The organism is Haloarcula sp. H-GB5, assembly GCF_054850705.1.
Window position 1 is genome coordinate 1,282,831 of the sequence record NZ_JBTWBG010000001.1, and the last position, 17,697, is coordinate 1,300,527.

Annotated in this window: 20 protein-coding genes; 11 read left to right on the forward strand and 9 right to left on the reverse strand. The window is 62.9% G+C overall.

The window, feature by feature from the left end; all coding sequences use genetic code 11:
- Positions 1-442 precede the first annotated feature (442 nt).
- Complete coding sequence (locus ACYJ11_RS06700; protein ID WP_005536762.1) at positions 443-805, reverse strand: group I truncated hemoglobin; 363 nt, start codon at positions 803-805, stop codon at positions 443-445.
- A gap of 132 nt (positions 806-937) precedes the next feature.
- A complete protein-coding gene (locus ACYJ11_RS06705; RefSeq protein ID WP_461647179.1) occupies positions 938-2,392 on the reverse strand; it encodes a M61 metallopeptidase family protein in 1,455 nt (484 codons plus the stop codon).
- A 145-nt stretch (positions 2,393-2,537) separates the two neighbouring features.
- Between ACYJ11_RS06705 and ACYJ11_RS06710 the strand changes: the two genes are divergently transcribed.
- Together ACYJ11_RS06710 and ACYJ11_RS06715 are read left to right on the forward strand one after the other, a co-directional pair.
- Positions 2,538-2,990: a TRAM domain-containing protein gene (locus ACYJ11_RS06710; protein ID WP_005536760.1), complete on the forward strand. Its 453-nt coding sequence runs from the start codon at positions 2,538-2,540 to the stop codon at positions 2,988-2,990.
- 68 nt (positions 2,991-3,058) lie between these two features.
- Positions 3,059-3,841 carry an SDR family oxidoreductase gene (locus ACYJ11_RS06715; RefSeq protein ID WP_461647180.1) on the forward strand — a complete coding sequence of 261 codons (783 nt, stop codon included), beginning with the start codon at positions 3,059-3,061 and terminating at the stop codon, positions 3,839-3,841.
- Positions 3,842-3,862: 21 nt separating this feature from the next.
- On the opposite strand, the gene ACYJ11_RS06720 is transcribed toward ACYJ11_RS06715, so the two are convergent.
- Positions 3,863-4,858, reverse strand: coding sequence for a mannose-1-phosphate guanylyltransferase (locus ACYJ11_RS06720; protein WP_461647181.1), 996 nt, complete (start codon positions 4,856-4,858; stop codon positions 3,863-3,865).
- Positions 4,859-4,938: 80 nt separating this feature from the next.
- A complete protein-coding gene (locus ACYJ11_RS06725) occupies positions 4,939-5,223 on the reverse strand; it encodes a DUF7091 family protein (RefSeq protein WP_188975789.1) in 285 nt (94 codons plus the stop codon).
- A 184-nt stretch (positions 5,224-5,407) separates the two neighbouring features.
- On the opposite strand from ACYJ11_RS06725, the gene ACYJ11_RS06730 reads away from it, so the two are divergent.
- Both ACYJ11_RS06730 and ACYJ11_RS06735 read left to right on the forward strand, forming a co-directional pair.
- Positions 5,408-6,352, forward strand: coding sequence for a replication factor A (locus tag ACYJ11_RS06730; RefSeq protein WP_461647182.1), 945 nt, complete (start codon positions 5,408-5,410; stop codon positions 6,350-6,352).
- A complete protein-coding gene (locus tag ACYJ11_RS06735) occupies positions 6,353-6,967 on the forward strand; it encodes an RPA family protein (protein WP_004590293.1) in 615 nt (204 codons plus the stop codon).
- Between the two features lie 68 nt (positions 6,968-7,035).
- Here the strand turns inward: ACYJ11_RS06735 and ACYJ11_RS06740 are convergent, their stop codons facing one another.
- A complete protein-coding gene (locus ACYJ11_RS06740; protein ID WP_461647183.1) occupies positions 7,036-7,464 on the reverse strand; it encodes a VOC family protein in 429 nt (142 codons plus the stop codon).
- 133 nt (positions 7,465-7,597) lie between these two features.
- On the opposite strand from ACYJ11_RS06740, the gene ACYJ11_RS06745 reads away from it, so the two are divergent.
- Positions 7,598-8,032 carry a CopG family transcriptional regulator gene (locus ACYJ11_RS06745; RefSeq protein WP_004515935.1) on the forward strand — a complete coding sequence of 145 codons (435 nt, stop codon included), beginning with the start codon at positions 7,598-7,600 and terminating at the stop codon, positions 8,030-8,032.
- Here ACYJ11_RS06745 and ACYJ11_RS06750 read toward each other — a convergent pair.
- Entirely contained in the window at positions 8,024-8,476 is a 453-nt protein-coding gene (locus tag ACYJ11_RS06750) for a DUF5814 domain-containing protein (protein ID WP_461647184.1), read from the reverse strand. The genes ACYJ11_RS06745 and ACYJ11_RS06750 overlap by 9 nt on opposite strands.
- Before the next feature lie 327 nt (positions 8,477-8,803).
- Between ACYJ11_RS06750 and ACYJ11_RS06755 the strand changes: the two genes are divergently transcribed.
- The 3 genes from ACYJ11_RS06755 to ACYJ11_RS06765 all read left to right on the forward strand — a co-directional run bounded on the left by ACYJ11_RS06755 (position 8,804) and on the right by ACYJ11_RS06765 (position 10,558).
- Positions 8,804-9,499, forward strand: coding sequence for an HNH endonuclease (locus tag ACYJ11_RS06755; protein WP_461647185.1), 696 nt, complete (start codon positions 8,804-8,806; stop codon positions 9,497-9,499).
- Positions 9,500-9,542: 43 nt separating this feature from the next.
- Complete coding sequence (locus ACYJ11_RS06760) at positions 9,543-9,821, forward strand: hypothetical protein (protein WP_461647186.1); 279 nt, start codon at positions 9,543-9,545, stop codon at positions 9,819-9,821.
- Positions 9,822-9,910: 89 nt separating this feature from the next.
- Positions 9,911-10,558 carry a phosphoribosyltransferase gene (locus ACYJ11_RS06765; RefSeq protein ID WP_461647187.1) on the forward strand — a complete coding sequence of 216 codons (648 nt, stop codon included), beginning with the start codon at positions 9,911-9,913 and terminating at the stop codon, positions 10,556-10,558.
- 1 nt (position 10,559) lies between these two features.
- Here ACYJ11_RS06765 and ACYJ11_RS06770 read toward each other — a convergent pair whose 3' ends face one another.
- Positions 10,560-11,765 carry a CBS domain-containing protein gene (locus ACYJ11_RS06770; RefSeq protein WP_461647379.1) on the reverse strand — a complete coding sequence of 402 codons (1,206 nt, stop codon included), beginning with the start codon at positions 11,763-11,765 and terminating at the stop codon, positions 10,560-10,562.
- A 100-nt stretch (positions 11,766-11,865) separates the two neighbouring features.
- On the opposite strand from ACYJ11_RS06770, the gene ACYJ11_RS06775 reads away from it, so the two are divergent.
- A complete protein-coding gene (locus tag ACYJ11_RS06775) occupies positions 11,866-12,231 on the forward strand; it encodes a cupin domain-containing protein (RefSeq protein ID WP_461647188.1) in 366 nt (121 codons plus the stop codon).
- A gap of 129 nt (positions 12,232-12,360) precedes the next feature.
- Here ACYJ11_RS06775 and ACYJ11_RS06780 read toward each other — a convergent pair whose 3' ends face one another.
- Positions 12,361-12,783 (reverse strand): hypothetical protein, encoded by a 423-nt coding sequence (locus tag ACYJ11_RS06780; protein WP_461647189.1) that lies wholly within the window; start codon positions 12,781-12,783, stop codon positions 12,361-12,363.
- A 285-nt stretch (positions 12,784-13,068) separates the two neighbouring features.
- Between ACYJ11_RS06780 and ACYJ11_RS06785 the strand changes: the two genes are divergently transcribed.
- Together ACYJ11_RS06785 and ACYJ11_RS06790 are read left to right on the forward strand one after the other, a co-directional pair.
- Complete coding sequence (locus tag ACYJ11_RS06785; protein ID WP_461647190.1) at positions 13,069-15,114, forward strand: DEAD/DEAH box helicase; 2,046 nt, start codon at positions 13,069-13,071, stop codon at positions 15,112-15,114.
- A gap of 79 nt (positions 15,115-15,193) precedes the next feature.
- Entirely contained in the window at positions 15,194-17,383 is a 2,190-nt protein-coding gene (locus tag ACYJ11_RS06790; RefSeq protein ID WP_461647191.1) for a hypothetical protein, read from the forward strand.
- Positions 17,384-17,416: 33 nt separating this feature from the next.
- Here ACYJ11_RS06790 and ACYJ11_RS06795 read toward each other — a convergent pair whose 3' ends face one another.
- The gene (locus ACYJ11_RS06795; RefSeq protein ID WP_005536738.1) at positions 17,417-17,590 is read right to left on the reverse strand and encodes a glycyl radical enzyme family protein; all 174 of its coding nucleotides are present in this window, start codon (positions 17,588-17,590) and stop codon (positions 17,417-17,419) included.
- Positions 17,591-17,697: the final 107 nt, after the last annotated feature.

The following is a 17,697-nucleotide window of genomic DNA, read 5'->3' on the forward strand; positions in this document are numbered from 1 at the left end:
GACGAGCGTAGCGAGTCTCGCTGTCGAGTGAGAATCCCACCGTGCCCGTTATTTCCGACCGCAACGAGAAGCGCCAACACCACCTGCTGTCTGTTCTAATGGAGCCAGTCGTCTCCGAGACCCACCCTTGCAGTATTACAGTGAAGGGTAGACGACTACCAGTACCGCGTCGGCTTGCATGACCTGTCAGAGGCACGGCAACCCGACTTGGGGGGATGGTACCTGTTTCGTCCCCTTCACACGCACAGGTTTTCCGACAACACGCATGTAATCACGACATTTTCACACCCAGCTACTGTTTTGAATATCTGGGTGAATTGCCTGATTTTTCATGGTTTGAATTTGCTGGGGCGGGGCGATAGCGACACCGTTTCGTTGCATAATCAGTTTCAGCCCCGGCTCCGGTACTGCGGTGGGTGGTTGTCTGACTCACGGCGGCCGGCTACGCCTCTACGATGTCGTCTTCCATGGCAGCGACCTCAGTGAGAATCGCTTCGACGTCGTCGTCGGGGACGCCGTTTTCCCGGAGCGCGGCTTCGAGATGGGTCGCGACGTTGGCGAACGCGTCTTCGGTGATTCCCATGCCCTCGTGAGCGGTCTGCATGTCATCGCCGTCGTAGTCGACCGGCCCGCCGGCGACGGCACTGATGAACTGCGCTTGGTGGCTGCGGAGCTGGTCCATGTCGGTCGCTTCGAAGTACGGTTCGAGCACTGGGTCGTCGAGTACTCGGTCGTAGAAGTCCGAGACCACCGCGTCGACCGCGTCGCGACCGCCGATCCGCTCGAAGATGGACTGTGATGCCATTGTCGCGTGACAGGTAACCGGCCGGCATGACAGTTGTGGAAAAACATATTCGGCACAGAACGCCGCGCTGGCACTCGGACACGATGCTCGGTCAGCGGCACTCTCAAAGCAGGCGAAGCGATTATCGAAGCGCTACAGCCGTTTGCGCCGTCGCTGCCGATCGACCAGTACCACCGACAGTATGCCGAGCGTCCCGAGTACGGTCCACTCCCCGTGACGGTCGGTGACGGGCCGTGCGGTACCGTGCTTGCCCTCGTCGTCGGCGCTAGTCGCTGTGGCCGCGCTGCTATCGACCGACAGTGCGGCGTTTGCGCGCCGGTCGGTCGTATCTGCTGTGCCGCTTCGCCGCAGGTTGCGGTCACTGAGTGTGTCGGTCTGGACTGGCGGCGCGGTGCCAGTGATAGCCTGTCGAACGAACGCGTCGAGGTCGTCCCCGGCGACAGCCGACACCGTCTCGGCGAACAGCCTGAGTGTCATTCGTTCGCCTCGCCGGGTCAGCCTGTCGAGGATCGCTTCGAACGTTTGGTTCCCGTCCGTCGCCTGCCGGACACGGGCGTCGATGGCTGCGACGACACGCGTTCCCTTGTGGTACTGCGCGCCTGGCCCGTCCCAGCTATCGGGCTGTGTCAGATCCGCGGTTTCGTGGCGCTCGGTCGTAATCCGCTCATGGAACTGGTCTTCACCGATGCCACCCGCACTGTACGTGAGCGCCGCGGTGTGATAGTCCGCGCTCCCCTCACTGAGCCAGTCCATCGCCGGTGTCGTCTCGAACGTCTGCCGGGTGTGGCGGTACTCGTGGACCCAGACGTTGACCGGGGACTGGACGGGTTCGCCGGCGTTGACGATGACATCTGACGCGCCGTTCGACGGGGTGTACCCGCCCGGTGCGAGTTCATTCGGCGCGACAAACACGCGGATGTGATCGTGCTCCGTTCCGGCGGTCGAGGCACGCTTCGCGTGGCTGATAGAGTCCAAGACGGCAGTTCGGTTGGGTCGCAGGTCCGAAGCTGCTGGGACGATGAGCGTGATTCGGTCGCCATCGATCGTTCTGGTTTCTGTCTCGTGGGGACCGATGTAGGCGGCCGTACGACCGGCGACACCGCTTTGCCCGGGCGCGAGTGCGAGCGACTCGTTCCACGTGGGCCGCGGCCCGACGTGCCAGCGCCAGCGAGCACGCAGTGACACTTCCTGTCGGGCAAGCAGCGTCCAGTTGTGTGTGTCAGCGGTCCGCTGGCCGAACGTCGTCGAGAGCCCGACCGGCACAGTGTAGGTCAACTGTGCTGTCCTGGCATCACCGCTGAGACGCCAGCGATCGCCATCGGACTGGAGGCCGTCGGCTCGGTGGACTGTCGTCCCCGCCGGCGTCCGTACCGACAGTCCAGTGACGTGCCGTGGTCGCTCGATCGTCGCGGTCACCCGCACCCGACCGGTCTGGTTCGGCTCTCTGTCGAGTGTGTACTGAACAGCAATCGACCTGTCGCGGTCGACACTGCCCTGTGCTGGTGGCCCCGATTCGACACCGAGGGCGACCGGAGACGTACAAACCAGAAGGAGGCAAACCAGTCCTGCCGACATCTGTGTTCTCATAGCTCTGGGTGCTGCCGAATGCTACGCGACACCCAGCGAGTGGCGGTAAAGTGTGTGCCGGTGAAAATCTCAAACGTAATAACAGGCTGTATGCCTCGGAAACGGGGTCGCAAGCGTTTTGCCAGCGGCCACGTTATCCCCTGATATGGCCGATTGTCCGCTCGCAGACGACTGTCCCGAATTCACCGAACGAATTCAGGGGATGGGCTGTACCCACTACGGCAACCGTGGCGGCGCCGAGTGGTGCAATCACTACAACCAGCCGATCTCGGAACTCAAGAGCCAGCCGGTCAAAATGGGCGAGGAAGTCACTGTCGACGTCGAGGACATCCACGAGAGCGGTGCCGGTGTCGGTCGGACCGAGGACGGCTTCATCATCATGGTCGACGGCGTCCTCCCGCCGGCCCGCTCGCTGGTCAAGGTGACGAACGTCCACTCGAACCACGCCCGGGCTGAGGAGGTCGAGCGACTGGAGATGGACGAGGACCTCTCTGAGTCCGAGAGCGAAGCGAACGATGGCGACACCGACGAGACGGACGACGATGCTGACGATGACGACCGGCGTCTCGGGAGTCGGGACAACTTCTGGGGCAGCTAGAACAGCCTATAACGGTTGGACAGTTTGCGAGCGGGACTTCTTTGAGCCAGTCGGTCCTTCCTGTGGATATGGACCTCGAACTCGATGGGAACGCAGCGCTGTGTACCGCCGCGACGAGCGGACTTGGACTTGCAAGCGCCGAAGCCCTCGCTGCGGACGGTGCCAACGTAGCGGTCTGTGGCCGGACGCCGGAACACGTCGACGAGGCACGGGACCGGCTCGAATCGATCGGCGACGGCGACGTACTGGCTGTCGAGGCTGACATCACCGATCCCGACCAGATCGAGGCACTCGTCGAGGAGACCGTCGACAGCTTCGGCGGCCTCGACCACGTCGTCACCAGCGCCGGCGGTCCGGCTCCCGGACCGTTCATGGAGACGACCGAGCGAGAGTGGTACAGCGCCTACGACCTGCTCGTGATGAGCGTCGTCTGGACCACTCGGACTGCGTACCCATACCTCCGGGACTCCGAGGCTGGCACGATCGTCAACATCACCTCTCGCTCCGTTCGGGAGGTCATCGACGATCTGGTGCTCTCGAACGCCGTCCGCCGTGCCGTTATCGGTCTGATGAAGACGCAGGCTAGCGAGTTTGCGCCGGAAGTCCGCGTGAACGCGGTCCTCCCCGGTGCCCACGAGACGCCACGCATCGAGGAACTCGTCGAAGCGGCCGTCGAGCGTGGCGAGTACGACTCCTACGAGGAGGGAATCGAATCCTGGGCCGACGCCCCGCTACAGCGTGTCGGCCAGCCGGAGGAACTCGGCGACGTGGTGGCGTTCCTCTCCTCGGCCCGCTCCTCCTACGTCACTGGGACTGCCTTGCCCGTCGATGGTGGGGCGATGCGGAGCTAACGGCCCCGGCCAGCGGTTCGTTCAGAACTGCCCGTCGTCCCGCAACTCTGCGACCACTTCTCGGACCCGCTGGGCCTCGTCTTTCGGGACCACGAGTGTCCGGTCGTCGAACGATGCCACGACGAGGTCTTCGACGCCGACGACGCTGACGTGGCCGTCGCTCGCCAGCACGTTCCCGTCGGCGTCGATGGTAACCGCGTCGCCCAGCACCGCGTTTCCGTCCTGGCTGTCGAGGACGCGCTCGAAGGCATCCCACGACCCCAGGTCGTCCCAGTCCAGCGCCGCCGGAACGACGAAGGCGTTCTCGGCGTCTTCGAGCACAGCGTAATCGATGCTCACCGGGTCAACAGCGGCAAAGGCGTCGCCGTGGTCTCCATCGTCGAGACGCTCGACCATGGGTGCAAGCGGTGACGACGCCGCGGCAGACAGGAGAGCAGTCGGCGTCCACGCGAACAGGCCGGCGTTCCAGTAGAACCCGTCCCGGACGTACTCCGTCGCGGTCTCCTGGTCGGGTTTCTCGTGGAACGTCTCGACCGGCGCAAAGCCGTTCTCGGACGGCCCGGGCTTGATGTAGCCGTAGCCGGTCGCCGGCCGGTCCGGTTCGATGCCGACAGTGACGACCCCCTCCGTTTCCACTGCGACTCGCGCGGCCGTCCGTGCGACCGTCTCGAACGGCCCGGAAATCCGGTGGTCGCTCGGTAGACACAGCAACACACAGTCGCCGACCTGCTCGCGGATGCGGTGGGCCGCGTACGCCAGCGCCGGCCCAGTGTCCTTCGGTTCCGGTTCGGTCAACACTGCCGCATTCGGGACACGCTCCCGAACCCCGTCGGCGAACGACTCCCGGGTCAGCACGTAGGTCTCATCGGCGAACCCGACCCGACTGACAGTCTCGGCGAGTAGTGACTCGTCTTCTCCGAAGGAGAGAAACTGTTTGGGCCGGTCGCTCCGACTCGCCGGATACAGACGCGTGCCGGTGCCCCCGGCCAGGACGAGTGCGACGATTGGTCGCTCCATACCCGGGCTTCACTCGGACGGTGCTAAAGTGTTGTACTGCGACCGAGGCAAGGACCGGTCGGCCCACTGCCGTCAGCCACTTACCACGTCTCTATCGTACCGCCTCTGATATCTTCGACACAGCCCTGACAGTCCGGGTTCTCCGCGTCGTAACAGACTGGCCGCCGCTGCTCGTCCATCGCCACCGCGCGGTACTCGGCGTGGCGGCGACAGACGATACGGGCCCGCCCTTCCTCGTCTCTGGGCAGGCCCGCTTCTGCCGACCGCTTGCCGTTCTTGTAGGCCTTCTTCGCGTCGGAGAGTTGCTGCTCGGCCGACCGCAAGGTATCCCGGATGAACCGTGCGAGTCGGTCGTCGTCGGCCATACTGACCGTTGTGCCCGGCCACAAATCAATCTTCTCGCGTAACTCGCTTGAACGCGCGCTGCCTGCTCTGAAACGACGACAACACGCTCTGTTTCACTTTCTCTGCCAGCCGAGTATTTATAACCAAAGGCGACCAACCGTCGACTGTCTCCCAACGAAAACCAGGCGGAGACAGTGAAAGCCAATGACTGAGTCAGATTTGCGTACCCACGCGACAGAAATACATGAGCAGTTTTCCGACCAGCTAGAGATAGACGTCGACGACGTTGTCGAACGTCTCGATACGCTGGTGAACGATTATCAGGTCCCCATCAGCGAGGCCCGGCGGAGCGTCGTCAACACGTACCTCGACGAGGCCGGTATGGACCGCGACCAGCTAGGTGGCGGCGACGGAGGCGGCAACGAGCAGGTAAACGTCGCCGATGTCGACGCCCCCGAGGAGTGGGTCGATGTCCGCGCGACGGTCGTCGAACTCTGGGAGCCACGCGCCGACGCCGTGGCCCAGGTCGGCCTACTGGGTGACGAGACGGGCACGATCAAGTTCACGAAGTGGTCGAAATCCGACCTTCCGTCGCTCGAAGAAGGCAAGTCCTACGCCCTGCGTAACGTCGTCACCGACGAGTATCAGGGTCGCTTCTCCGTGAAGCTCAACCGAACGACCACCATCGAGGAACTCGACGAGGAAATCGAGGTCGGCGACGACAGCGTCGAGGCCGAGGGCGCACTGGTCGACATCCAGTCGGGCTCCGGACTCATCAAGCGCTGTCCGGAGGACGACTGCACGCGCGTCCTCCAGAACGGCCGCTGCAACGAACACGGCGAGGTCGAAGGCGAGTTCGACCTCCGAATCAAGGGCGTCCTCGACGACGGCGAGGAGGTCACCGAGGTCATCTTCGACGAGGACGCGACCGAGGAACTGACCGGTATCACCCTCGAAGAAGCGAAGGAGATGGCGATGGATGCGCTTGATACCACCGTTGTCGCCGACGAGATGCGACAGAAAATCCTCGGCCGGTACTACCGCGTCCAAGGCCCGACGTTTGGCCGCTACTTGCTCGCCGACGAGCAGGAGCGACTGACCGGGGCCGTGGATGCAGACGAGATTCTCATCAAAGCGAGGTCGATCTAAATGGCGAGTACACCCACCCGCGAGGTCGCACGGCGCGTCTTCGCACGCGAGTTCAACGACGCGAGCTACACGTTCAAGGAATCCGACGACGACCGCGCGCCGGTGTACGTCCTCCTGCCGACCGGCCAGCGCGCTAACCGCGTGTTCCTAGTCGGCACCCTCACCGAGACCGAGGATGTCGGTGAGGACAGCGAGTACTGGCAGGGCCGGGTCGTCGACCCCAACGGCGACACGTTCTTCATGTACGCCGGGCAGTACCAGCCCGACGCGGCGTCGATGCTGCGCGAACTGGAACCGCCGGCCTACGTCGCCGTCGTCGGCAAGCCACGCACCTACGAGACCGATGAGGGCGAGGTGAACGTCTCGATCCGCCCCGAGTCCATCTCGGAGGTCGACGAGGCGACCCGGGACCGCTGGGTCGTCGAGACGGCCGAGCGAACGCTCGACCGGGTCAAGCGGTACAAGGAAGCCGACTTGGAGGACCCGGCCACCGACGAGTACATCGCGATGGCCGACGAGGAATACGAACAGCTATCGATCGAGAACTACCGGCAGTCGGTCGTCGGCGCGCTGGAGAGCCTGCAGGACGAGCAGGCCGAAGCCAGCGCTGACTGAATCCGGCCCTGTCCCCGACTGACTCCGGCGCTGTCTCCGACTTTTTGCTGGTGGTGACGTTTCCGTCGCTACGGCTCCAGTAGCTCGATGCGGTTCCCCTCAGGATCGACGACGAACATGATCGTCGTCCCGCTCTCGGTCGTCTGAGGGCCGCTGAGCGTCTCGACATCGTCGGGCAGTCGGTCGGCGACGGCGTCGAGGTCGTCGACCTCCAGCCCGGGATGGGTTGCTCCCGGCCGATTGAGATCGGGATCGGGCATTGCCTCGCCCTCCGGCTCGTATGTCGCCAGTTCCAGACGGACGTTACCGGCATCGAGGTGGACCAGTTCGGCGCTGGCCCCCTCGACGTCGACGGCGGTTCCGAACGCCTCGTCACCGACCGAAAAGCGAGTCAATACGTCGAGTCCGAGCACGTCGCGGTAGAACTCGACGGCACGGTCCAGATCGCTAACGATGATACCGAAGTGGTGGCCAGTTGCGTCGATGTCTGTCGCCATCTCTGCCGGAATCGCGGTCGGCCGACTGTTAAATCACAGCGGTTCGACTGCTGCCAGCGACGGCCATCGAGGAACTGGTCCGGTAGCGTCTGACAAACGATTAAATACGTTGCTGCTAAAATAGTACGTAACTATGGGCAACAAAAACAAGACTATCTCCTTTCGCGTCAGCGAGGACAAATTCGAAACCCTCCGCGAAATCGCCGAGGAGCGCGATATCTCGCTGTCCGCAGTTTTCCGTGATTACGTCGACACGCTCGTTTCCCACGACGGCCAGGTGAAGGTCGCGCCGGAACACGAGTTCGAGGACGACGCGACCGAGACCAGCACTGAGAGCTTCCCGCCGAAGGTCGAAGTCCCGAAGAGCTTCGTCCGTGAACACGAACGGCTCGAACTCGAAGCTGAGCACCTCCGCGAACAACTGGAAGAACACAAGCGCTACGTCACCAAGCTCCGCCAGCAACTTGACGAGATGGATCAGGACGAGGTCATTCATCTCGAAGACCTCGACCAGGGCGAAGAGGAAGACGCCTCCTATCGTATCGGCAGTTTCGACGACCTAGAGTAATCGCTGGCGTTTCTGCTGTACGTCTTCGGCCACGTCGTCGCGCCCATCGACGTCGGCCAGGGTTTCTACGGCTTCTAATGTTCTGACGGAGTTATCGAGGAAGGACAGGACGTCGCCCGGATACGCATACAGCATGTAGTCGTCGCTCATCACGTCCACGACGGCGTCGGGCCCCATCCCTTGCTCGCGCAGTTCCAGCAGGTACGAGATGAACTTCCGTTCGGCACAGCCACAGTGGGGGTTGGCCTTACAGTCACAGTCCAGAAAATCTTCTGCGAAATCGAGGACTCGCTCTCTGGAGGCTTCGTCGAGCTTTGCCAGTCCCTCGCCCTGAAAGAGGATGTCCAACGTTGCGCCCTTGAACGCCCCTTTCGGGAAACTCGTCTCTAACTGGGAGGCGAGTTGCTGGTGGTTCTTGACGTAGATCTTGTCCGTGATGGCCACGCGTGCTTATCTGTACGCGTCGGCAGTGTAAAAACATCCCGAAGCGGCCGATGGACTGGACAGCATCCGATATACCACCGCTGTCACGCGCTCTCACGACCCATTGGTTTCCAGATTCGTAACGTATTTCTGTTCCAGCGGAATATCTATGATTGCTTCAGCAAGCGTGTCCGGGCTGGGGTAGTGGCATCCTTTAGCCTTGTGGTGGCTAAGAGGCGGGTTCAATTCCCGCGCCCGGACTTAGGCCTTCTACCCGCTAATTTCGACGCTTTCACTACTATTCCAATCTCCATTTATCTATAATATGTAAGGCTGTAGCACTTTCTGATGGCAAGTCACGACTGCCCCTCCTGTAACCGGACGTTCGATTCTAAACGCGGTCTCGGCGTTCACCACAGCAGCGCTCACGGCGAGCGCCTGCCAAACAGAGAGTGTGACCACTGCTCGGACCAGTTTCACTCTGAATACGAGAAACGGTACTGCTCTGACGAGTGTCGCGACGCTGCAGTCTCTTTCTCCGGTGCGGCCAATCCGAACTGGAATGGTGGAATGCTCAGATTTGATTGTTCTGTCTGTGACAGCCCAGTTAAGCGATATCCGAGTGGCGTGACCGGTGAAGTCGTCCTCTGTAGCCGCGACTGCCATGCCGAGTGGCTCTCGGAGACGTTCACCGGCGACGGCCATCCGAACTGGCGCGGCGGTGGCGTCGGCGACTACGGATCGGGATGGCGGGCAGTCCGCAAGCAGGCGCTGGAGCGGGACGACCACGCCTGCGTGCTCTGTGGCACTGATGCAGACGAACTGGGCCGGAACCCGGACGTACACCACATCGTGCCGGTCCGGTTGTTTGCCGCGATGCCGGCGCTTGCTGTTCGGGATGCGCATACGCTGGACAACGTCGTCTCGCTGTGTCCGGGCTGTCACCGTCGGTCAGAGTTCGGTCACCTCTCGCGGGCCGAATTGCACTGGCGGGCTGGCATCCGGCGGCGGGACACGTCTGCTGTCGGTGGTGTGACGGTGTAGTCGGACCGGAATTTACACAACAAGTCCCGCCGCCAGTATGCGTATGTCACCGACTGTCGACGAACTGCGGAACGAGATTCGCGAGGCTGTCGGCCGGTACGAACGCCCGGTCTCGACTGCTTTTACCAAGGAAGCGCTGGCGGCGATCTGCGAGGCCGTCGGATACGACATCGACACGGATCGGCTGCCGTCAAAGCCGCAGATGCGGGCGGGGATCCTCTGGAAGATCGGGGAACGGGAGGACGACGACCCGGCGGACGCGGAGCAGCCCTTCCGGAAGGGGGAACTCGAAGCGGTTGCCGCGGCGCTGTCTGAGGAGTAACGCAGGGCTTCGCTGGTGCTGGCTCGTTTGACTACCCCGAAGCTTCCAGAATGCGGAAATATTTGCATCCCGACAGCGAACTAACTAGTATGAGGCGCAACCGCTCCTCGACGTTCGAGAACAGGCAGGCGGCCGGGAAACGGCTGGGAGAGGCGTTGCGCGAGCGGGACATCGAAGCCGACATCGTCCTCGCAATTCCACGTGGTGGACTGCCGGTGGGGCGTCCAGTCGCTGACGCACTCGGTGTGCCGCTGGACGTAGCGGTCGCAAAGAAGATCGGTGCACCGAACAACCCGGAGTACGCTATCGGCGCTGTCGCCGCCGATGGGACCGTGTGGCTCAACAGGGATGTCATTGATCGACGAGAGATTCCTCGTGACTACGTTGCGAGCACGCAAGCGGAGATGGCCGACGCCGCCAAGCAGAAAGCCCAGCGTTACCGTGACCCGGAGTCATCGCCGTCGCTTACGGGCAAGCGGGTGTGCCTCGTCGACGACGGCGTGGCGACGGGCGCGACGGCGCGGGCCTGCATTGGGCAGATCCGACAGGCCGACCCCGAACGGCTCGTGCTCGCGGTGCCAGTCGCCTCGCCACGGGCGATGTCGGACCTCGAAGCGCTGGTCGACGAGGTGGTCTGTCTGGAGGTTCCGTCGGAGTTCCGCGCCGTCGGCCAGTACTACGAGCAGTTCGAGCAGGTCTCCGACGAGGCTGCGATGTCGTATCTGGCCGAGGAGTGATTCAGCGCTCTATTCTGGATTCGGGTCGGACGGTTTCGGTTTCCGTCTCGCCGATGGGGGTAAAGTCGCCACTGGACTTGATAATCGAGAGCGCCGTCATGATATCTGTCCGGGTGAGCAGCCCCTCGAAGGCGTCGTCCTCGTCAGTGACGAGCAAGCGACCGACGGAGTTCTGCTGAAGTGAAGTCAGCGCGTCCATCACGTCGGTGTCCGGGCTGATCGTGATGATCTCCGTCGTCATCACGTCGCCGACGGTGTAGGCATCGCGCTCGACCTCTTGAACGGCGCGGGCGTCTTCGAGCGTCACGAGGCCGACGACCTCCCCGCCGCGCTCGACCGGATAGCCGGTGTGGCGCTCCTTGAACATCGTCTGGATGAGCTCACGGACAGACATGTCTTCGGGGACCGTCGTTACGTGGTCCGCCGGCGTCATCACGTCCGCGACGGTGACGCCCTCGAACGCGGCCCGCATTGAGGTCTGGCGGGACTCGCCCGCCGCGCCGATGTAGATGAAGAATGCCAGCCCGGCGAGGAATATATTCCCGAGGACGAAGATGCCGAAAAGGCCGAGGAAGACGGCGAACACTTTCCCAACCTCGGCGGCGAGTGTCGTCGCTCGGGCGTAGGACCGCCGGCGGGCGAGCAGCGCACGCAGGACGCGGCCGCCGTCCATCGGGAACCCCGGGAGCATGTTGAACGCCGCCAGCGCGATGTTCATCAGTGCGAGATAGCCGAGGATGAACCGGGCCGATTCGATCGGCGTCGCCGCGCCGCTCGGGAGAATCTGGAACGCGACAAAACAGACACCGCCGACGGCGATACTGACGATGGGGCCGGCGATGGCGATGACCAGCTCCTGTTTCCAGTCTTCGGGCATCTCGCTAAGCTGGGCGATGCCACCGAACAGCCAGAGTGTGATGGAGTCGATAGGAAAGCCATAGCGAATAGCCACCAGGGAGTGGCCGAGTTCGTGGAGGACGACGCCGGTGAACAAGCCGACGGCCGCACCGATGCCGAGCACCCAGACGAGCGCGCCGTCAGTCAGGACAGCCGCATCCAGCCCGGCGTTCAACGTCCCGTTCAACAGCTCCGTCGTCTGTTCGATCTGTGTCCCGATAATCCAGGCGAACAGCGGTAGCACGAGGAGAAACGTCAGGTCCAACTGGATCGGGATTCCGAACGCGCTTCCGATACGAAACCGGCGCATATCGAGGAGTTGACGCGGGACGGTCTTAAGCCCCCTTGGCGGGACTGTCGCAGTCACCGCCGCCGGCACGCCTTTGCGGTCTGGCCGCGATGGGCCACTCATGAGTGACCCACTGATTCGCCGTGCGGACGACATCGAGTACGAGGCTGTCGACGCAGCCGACGGGCTGGAAAAAGGCGTTCTCATCGGCGAGGAGCAGGGCGGCGGTAATCTTGCCATCCGTCGCTTCACGCTCGCCCCCGGTGGCAACGTCCCGAAACATACCAACGAAATCGAACACGAGCAGTACGTCCTTGCTGGCCGGTACACCATCGGCATCGAGGGCGAGGAGTACGACGTCGAGGCGGGCGACAGCCTCCATATACCCGCCGGTGCTGTCCACTGGTACCGTAACGACGGCGATGAACCGAGTGCCTTCCTCTGTGCGGTTCCCACCGGCGATGACGAAATTACGCTACAAGGCTAATTCGTAGTAGTGGCGTCGCATCTTAGCGCCGTAAGGCACCTGAGGTCAGATACATCGCTAATGGGGCACTTGCTCTACAAGCATACGTCCCGGTGAACGTCTTGTAAGAAAATAACCGAATTCGATCAATTACCCTTCAAAGACCCTGGTCAGATATGTCTGAGAATAGTCGGCTGGCCCCATTCGGACGCGGCGCAGAATCAAGTACAGCGGCGCGGTGAACACAGTGCTAATAATAACCGACCCGATGACCCATAGCGGCCATAGCGGCTGATAGTATGCGTTGGCTCCTTTCAGCGACTGAGCATCGTCGTAGAACGCCTTTATTGAACCGATGGCGGTCAGGAGCGCCGCAAACGAGACAGCCAGCAAGAAAATAACTGTCACTTCTCTGAGGACGGGCAGTTTCAGTCCACCCAGCTTTACGATAAGTCCGGCTACTGGCGCTACGACCCACACAATCAGTGTGTGATACATATGCCACCGATACGCCGGCTTCTTCCGACCACGTTGTTCATGCGGAATCATGCTTTCATTGTCGTATTTTTCCATCTATACACGATTGAAGAATACAGTTACTTAGACTTACGGAAATAAAAATTTCATTCATTTTAGAACTTGGAAGATAAAATTTGGGAGACTAAATCCAACTAGTAATTCGATAGCGCGCCGCTCAAAAGATGCTCGGTGGCGACGAACCGTACACAGTGTGTGCGAGCAGAGTCCGGCACAACTGCGGCGGACTGATGCAATAGTCGCCAACATTCTGAAATCACTGGTACGCTCCCTCGAAACAAGTCCGAACCGCTCAAGTAGCGCAGTCGCCACTAAACAATTGTGTCACAGCAGGCCGCACAGGTAGAGACGCTGTTCCTCCACGAACACGGCGAGGAGTTCCGCGTCGCCGCCCACCGGGACGGCGAGCGGCTCTTCCACGGCATCCTCGAACTCAAGGAGACCGACGCCGGCCCCCGCCCGCGTCGGCTCCGCGTCAAGGACGGGACCAGCGAGGAGCTTCGCTCGCCCGACCAGTTCGTTGACCTCGCCCGCCGTGCGGCCCGCATTCGAATTTCAGAGCAGACCGCCCCGCTTGCGCGCGAGCGCATCCGCGAGATGCTCGACGCGTACCAGATCGAGGCTAAGGTTGTCCGGACCTGTCGGTTGTGTGCCTCCGACGGGCGCTACTCGCCGATTACCAGTGAGACAGCCATCGAGACCGACGACGAGACCATCTGTCCCGAGTGTGCTCGCCAGCAGCTTGATAGGGAACTCGCATTCAAAGGAAGTATCAGCGGCGACGCCCGTGACCGCCTCGAAGAACTGCTGCTGGAAGTGCAGGACCTCGATCGGGTGACGAACCTTCTGTCGGGCCAGCTGGACCCGGACCTGACGAAGTTCGACGAGATCTCGGCGACCGTCGATGAAGTCGACCCCGTCCGCGTCGACTCGCTTGACCTCCATCCCGGGATGCAACAGCACCTCGAATCGCGGTTCGATACACTGCTGCCGGTCCAGAGCCTCGCCGTCGAGCACGGGGCCACAGAGGGCCGCGACCAGTTGGTCGTGAGCGCGACGGCGACGGGGAAGACGCTCATCGGCGAGATGGCCGGCATCGACCGTGTCCTGAACAACAAGGGGACGATGCTGTTTCTCGTCCCGCTGGTCGCGCTCGCGAACCAGAAATACGAGCAGTTTCAGGACCGCTACGGCGACATGGTCGACGTGTCACTGCGCGTGGGTGCGAGCCGCATCGCCGACGAGGGCGGCCGCTTCGATCCTGAGGCTGATGTCATCGTCGGGACCTATGAGGGGATCGACCACGCGCTCCGGACCGGCAAGGATCTCGGCACTGTCGGCACAGTCGTCATCGACGAGGTCCACACGCTCGGCGAGGACGAGAGGGGCCACCGGCTCGACGGACTGATTTCCAGACTCAAATACTACTGCGAGTCCGGTGGCGCACCCGACAGCGGCGACACGCAGTGGATCTACCTTTCGGCGACGGTCGGCAACCCCGGGCAGTTGGCCGACCAGCTCCGGGCGACGCTCATCGAGTTCGAGGAGCGACCAGTCCCAATCGAGCGCCACGTCACGTTCGCCGACGGCCGCGAGAAGATCGAGACCGAAAAGAAGCTGGTCAAGCGGGCGTTCGACAACAAATCCAGCAAGGGGTACCGCGGTCAGACAATCATCTTCACGAACTCCCGGCGGCGCTGTCACCAGATTTCACGCAAACTGGAGTACAGTTCTGCGCCGTATCACGCCGGGCTGGACAACCGGAAGCGCCAGCGGGTCGAGCGGCAGTTCGCCGATCAGGACCTCGCGGCGGTCGTGACGACTGCGGCGCTGGCTGCTGGGGTCGACTTCCCCGCCTCGCAGGTCATCTTCGACTCGCTGGCGATGGGTATCGAGTGGCTCACTGTCCAGGAGTTCAGCCAGATGCTCGGCCGGGCCGGCCGCCCGGACTACCACGACAAGGGCACCGTCTACATGCTGGTCGAGCCTGACTGTTCGTACCACAACAGCATGGAGATGACCGAGGACGAGGTGGCGTTCAAGCTCCTGAAAGGCGAGATGGAGCCGGTTATCACCCGCTACGACGAGGGCGCGGCCGTCGAGGAGACGCTGGCGAACGTCACCGTCGCCGGCAAGCAGGCCAAGCGGCTCAACGACCGGATGGTCGGCGAGGTGCCGACGAAGCACGCGCTGGGGAAACTGCTCGAATACGAGTTCATCGACGGCCTCTCGCCGACGCCGCTCGGCCGGGCCGTGACGCGGCACTTCCTCGCGCCCGACGAGGCGTTCCAGTTGCTCGACGGCATCCGCAAGGGACAGCACCCCTACGAGATCGTCGCCGACATGGAACTGCGCGACGAGCACTGAGTCGCTTTCGCCCCGCAGACCTGTCGGCCGAGTATCCTTTCGGCGTACATTCTTGTAGCGGCACGTACTTCCGGTGTCCATGGGCCTGTTCGATACGATCCGTCGCGCCGTCGGTGGCGATGACTCGTCGACCGACGGGGACGAGCAGGCGGCCGGGGGCGACCCGCCGTCCGATGATGGGCCGGGACTCTTGGACACGGCGACGCTCGATCCGACGACGTTCCGGGAGTACGCCGAGCACGTCGTCGGCGGCGCGGACCCGCTGACGTTCGACCCCGACGCGCTCGCGCGCCTCGATACGGCCATCGAGGAGAGCTACGACGGCAGAACCGCGGGTGATGACGCGAGTGTGACGACCTACACTGAGAACACGGTTCGGTTCGGGAGCTATCTCGGTGAACTCCTCGTGCGAGCCTACGACGGCGAGTGGGTCCAGTCCGACGGTCGATGGGGCGTCGCCGTTGCCGGGCCGGACGACGAGGTGGCGGTCGCGGTGTTCGACGTGGCCGCCCGCTCGTTCGGCGACGAGCCGGTGTTCGCGGCTGTCGTGATGCGACTGGAATCCGAACTGGCGCTCGATACTGCACAAGGCACCGACGTCGACGAAGGAGCGGCGGATGCGGACGAAACCGATGCCGACAGTGTCGTCTCCGAACCGACACGGATCGTCCGCCGCGTCGACGACGGACAGACTGACGAGCGCGGCGCGTCTCCCGAACCGGCGGCGACAGATAAGCGAAGTGAGGCAACTGCCGGTAACACCGCTGGTTCCGATTCGTCCCAGGCTATCGAGACGGGGCCGACCCGAATCGTCCGGCGGATCGAATCCGAGTCGGAAACGGGCGACCGGTCGGACGACACTGACCCCACGCCTGTCGTCAGTGAGGTTGCTGACGAGCCAGAGCACGAGGCTTCACCGGACAACGAAGCTGACGGCTCGACTGCCGACATTGGCGGGAACGCAGATCTCGATACGATCGATCCAGCGTCAGATGATGCCGACAGCGAGCCGCCGGCCGCTGAAACCACCGAAGAGGAACCGACTATCGACTCAACCGACACGGGGTCGACCACCGACACCGCCGTCGAGCAGCCGGCGGATGACATCGCTGCTGATCAACCAACGGCTGAAACACCGGTGACGGAGCCACCGCTCGACGCCTCTGCGGATGGATCGACTGCCGACACGACTGCTGCTGGCAAGACGACGGGCGATGATACGGTCACGGCTGATGAAGAGATGGCGGGCGATAATACGATCACGGCCGACGAAGCGGCCACCTACATCGACGAGGCGGAGCCAACGGTCGACAGTGCCACAGCGGACCCTTCGAACGATGCGCCAGCGGCCGAGACTCCGGCCGAAGACTCGGCTGCCGACTCCCGCGACGAAGACGGAACCGGCGACAACACGCCCACGGGGGCAGCAACTGACACATCCGCCGACGAAGCAGCGACGGACACGGCCGACGCCGAGGAGGTCGATGAATCGATGGACGACGAACCGGCCCCCGATAGCTCGCCGGATGCGTCGGCAGACGCCGCTCCAGACGCGCCGGGTTCCGAAACCGCGGTCGACGAGCCACTTGCAGACACAGCTGATGCCGAGGCGGTCGATGACGAGCCGGCAGCCGGTGCAGAATCCGACGCTAGGGAACTGTTTGATGACAGTGACACATCGGCCCCTGCCGAGGATGTCGAGGCGTCTGGTGCCACTGGTAATGCACCGTCACAGGACGTGACCACTGACGAGACGGCTGCGACAGCGGCCACCGACGAGAGTGAACTGTCCGCTTCCACTGACAGCGACCCGACCGCTGGCTCGACGGCCCGCTCGTGGGACCCCGGCACGGTCCGCGCGGAGCACGCCGATACCGCTGTCGAGTTCGCCGACTTCTGGGGCGAACACGACCTCGATTTCTCGCCGACCTCGCTGTCACGCCTCGACGATCTGGTTGACGCGGAGTGGGACGACGAGCGCTTTGCCGAAACGACGTTCGGGAGCGACGCGTCGTTCGACGACCGCGCGTTCACCAGTGTCGTGCGGGAACTCGGCGGCTACTTCGGCGAGGTACTCGTTCGGCAACTCGACGGCGAATGGAGCGATGAAACGGACCACGAAGCGGCCGTCGTCGTCGGCGGACCGGCCGGGCAGTTCGCCGTCCCCGTTTTCCAGGTCGCGATAACCTCGCTCAGAAAACAGGCGGTGTTCGGACGGAGCTACGACGCCCTGCTCGAAGACCTGGGTCGTGACGGCCCGACACGGTGAGCGACGCGACTCCGGCCGGGTTCCTCGCTGTTGCTAGTCAGACAGGGGTATGACCGACGTGCTCCCACATTCGGGACACTCGTCGTGGTCTGTGTAGAGGAGCGTATCACACTCGATACACCGGTGGGTGGCTTCGTCGTCGGTCGCGTTTCCGACCTCCTGTTTCAGCTCCTCGACTTTTCGACCGAGATCGTTGAAAAGGCTCATTGTGACCAATTCGGCCCGGACAGGGATAAACGTCGGCCGCCGGAACAGGGTGTGAGCGGACGCCCGCGCTCGCAAACGACCCATCCTTTTGTCACTGGCCTCGCAGG

Bases quoted from the DNA above. Each gene is read 5' to 3' on its own strand.
- ACYJ11_RS06775 (WP_461647188.1), top strand. From the start codon at position 11,866: ATGAGTGACCCACTGATTCGCCGTGCGGACGACATCGAGTACGAGGCT.
- ACYJ11_RS06725 (WP_188975789.1), bottom strand. From the start codon at position 5,223: ATGGCCGACGACGACCGACTCGCACGGTTCATCCGGGATACCTTGCGG.
- ACYJ11_RS06795 (WP_005536738.1), bottom strand. From the start codon at position 17,590: ATGAGCCTTTTCAACGATCTCGGTCGAAAAGTCGAGGAGCTGAAACAG.
- ACYJ11_RS06710 (WP_005536760.1), top strand. From the start codon at position 2,538: ATGGCCGATTGTCCGCTCGCAGACGACTGTCCCGAATTCACCGAACGA.
- ACYJ11_RS06730 (WP_461647182.1), top strand. From the start codon at position 5,408: ATGACTGAGTCAGATTTGCGTACCCACGCGACAGAAATACATGAGCAG.
- ACYJ11_RS06715 (WP_461647180.1), top strand. From the start codon at position 3,059: ATGGACCTCGAACTCGATGGGAACGCAGCGCTGTGTACCGCCGCGACG.
- ACYJ11_RS06740 (WP_461647183.1), bottom strand. From the start codon at position 7,464: ATGGCGACAGACATCGACGCAACTGGCCACCACTTCGGTATCATCGTT.
- ACYJ11_RS06735 (WP_004590293.1), top strand. From the start codon at position 6,353: ATGGCGAGTACACCCACCCGCGAGGTCGCACGGCGCGTCTTCGCACGC.
- ACYJ11_RS06720 (WP_461647181.1), bottom strand. From the start codon at position 4,858: ATGGAGCGACCAATCGTCGCACTCGTCCTGGCCGGGGGCACCGGCACG.
- ACYJ11_RS06700 (WP_005536762.1), bottom strand. From the start codon at position 805: ATGGCATCACAGTCCATCTTCGAGCGGATCGGCGGTCGCGACGCGGTC.
- ACYJ11_RS06770 (WP_461647379.1), bottom strand. From the start codon at position 11,765: ATGCGCCGGTTTCGTATCGGAAGCGCGTTCGGAATCCCGATCCAGTTG.
- ACYJ11_RS06760 (WP_461647186.1), top strand. From the start codon at position 9,543: ATGTCACCGACTGTCGACGAACTGCGGAACGAGATTCGCGAGGCTGTC.
- ACYJ11_RS06755 (WP_461647185.1), top strand. From the start codon at position 8,804: ATGGCAAGTCACGACTGCCCCTCCTGTAACCGGACGTTCGATTCTAAA.
- ACYJ11_RS06765 (WP_461647187.1), top strand. From the start codon at position 9,911: ATGAGGCGCAACCGCTCCTCGACGTTCGAGAACAGGCAGGCGGCCGGG.
- ACYJ11_RS06745 (WP_004515935.1), top strand. From the start codon at position 7,598: ATGGGCAACAAAAACAAGACTATCTCCTTTCGCGTCAGCGAGGACAAA.
- ACYJ11_RS06790 (WP_461647191.1), top strand. From the start codon at position 15,194: ATGGGCCTGTTCGATACGATCCGTCGCGCCGTCGGTGGCGATGACTCG.
- ACYJ11_RS06705 (WP_461647179.1), bottom strand. From the start codon at position 2,392: ATGAGAACACAGATGTCGGCAGGACTGGTTTGCCTCCTTCTGGTTTGT.
- ACYJ11_RS06780 (WP_461647189.1), bottom strand. From the start codon at position 12,783: ATGGAAAAATACGACAATGAAAGCATGATTCCGCATGAACAACGTGGT.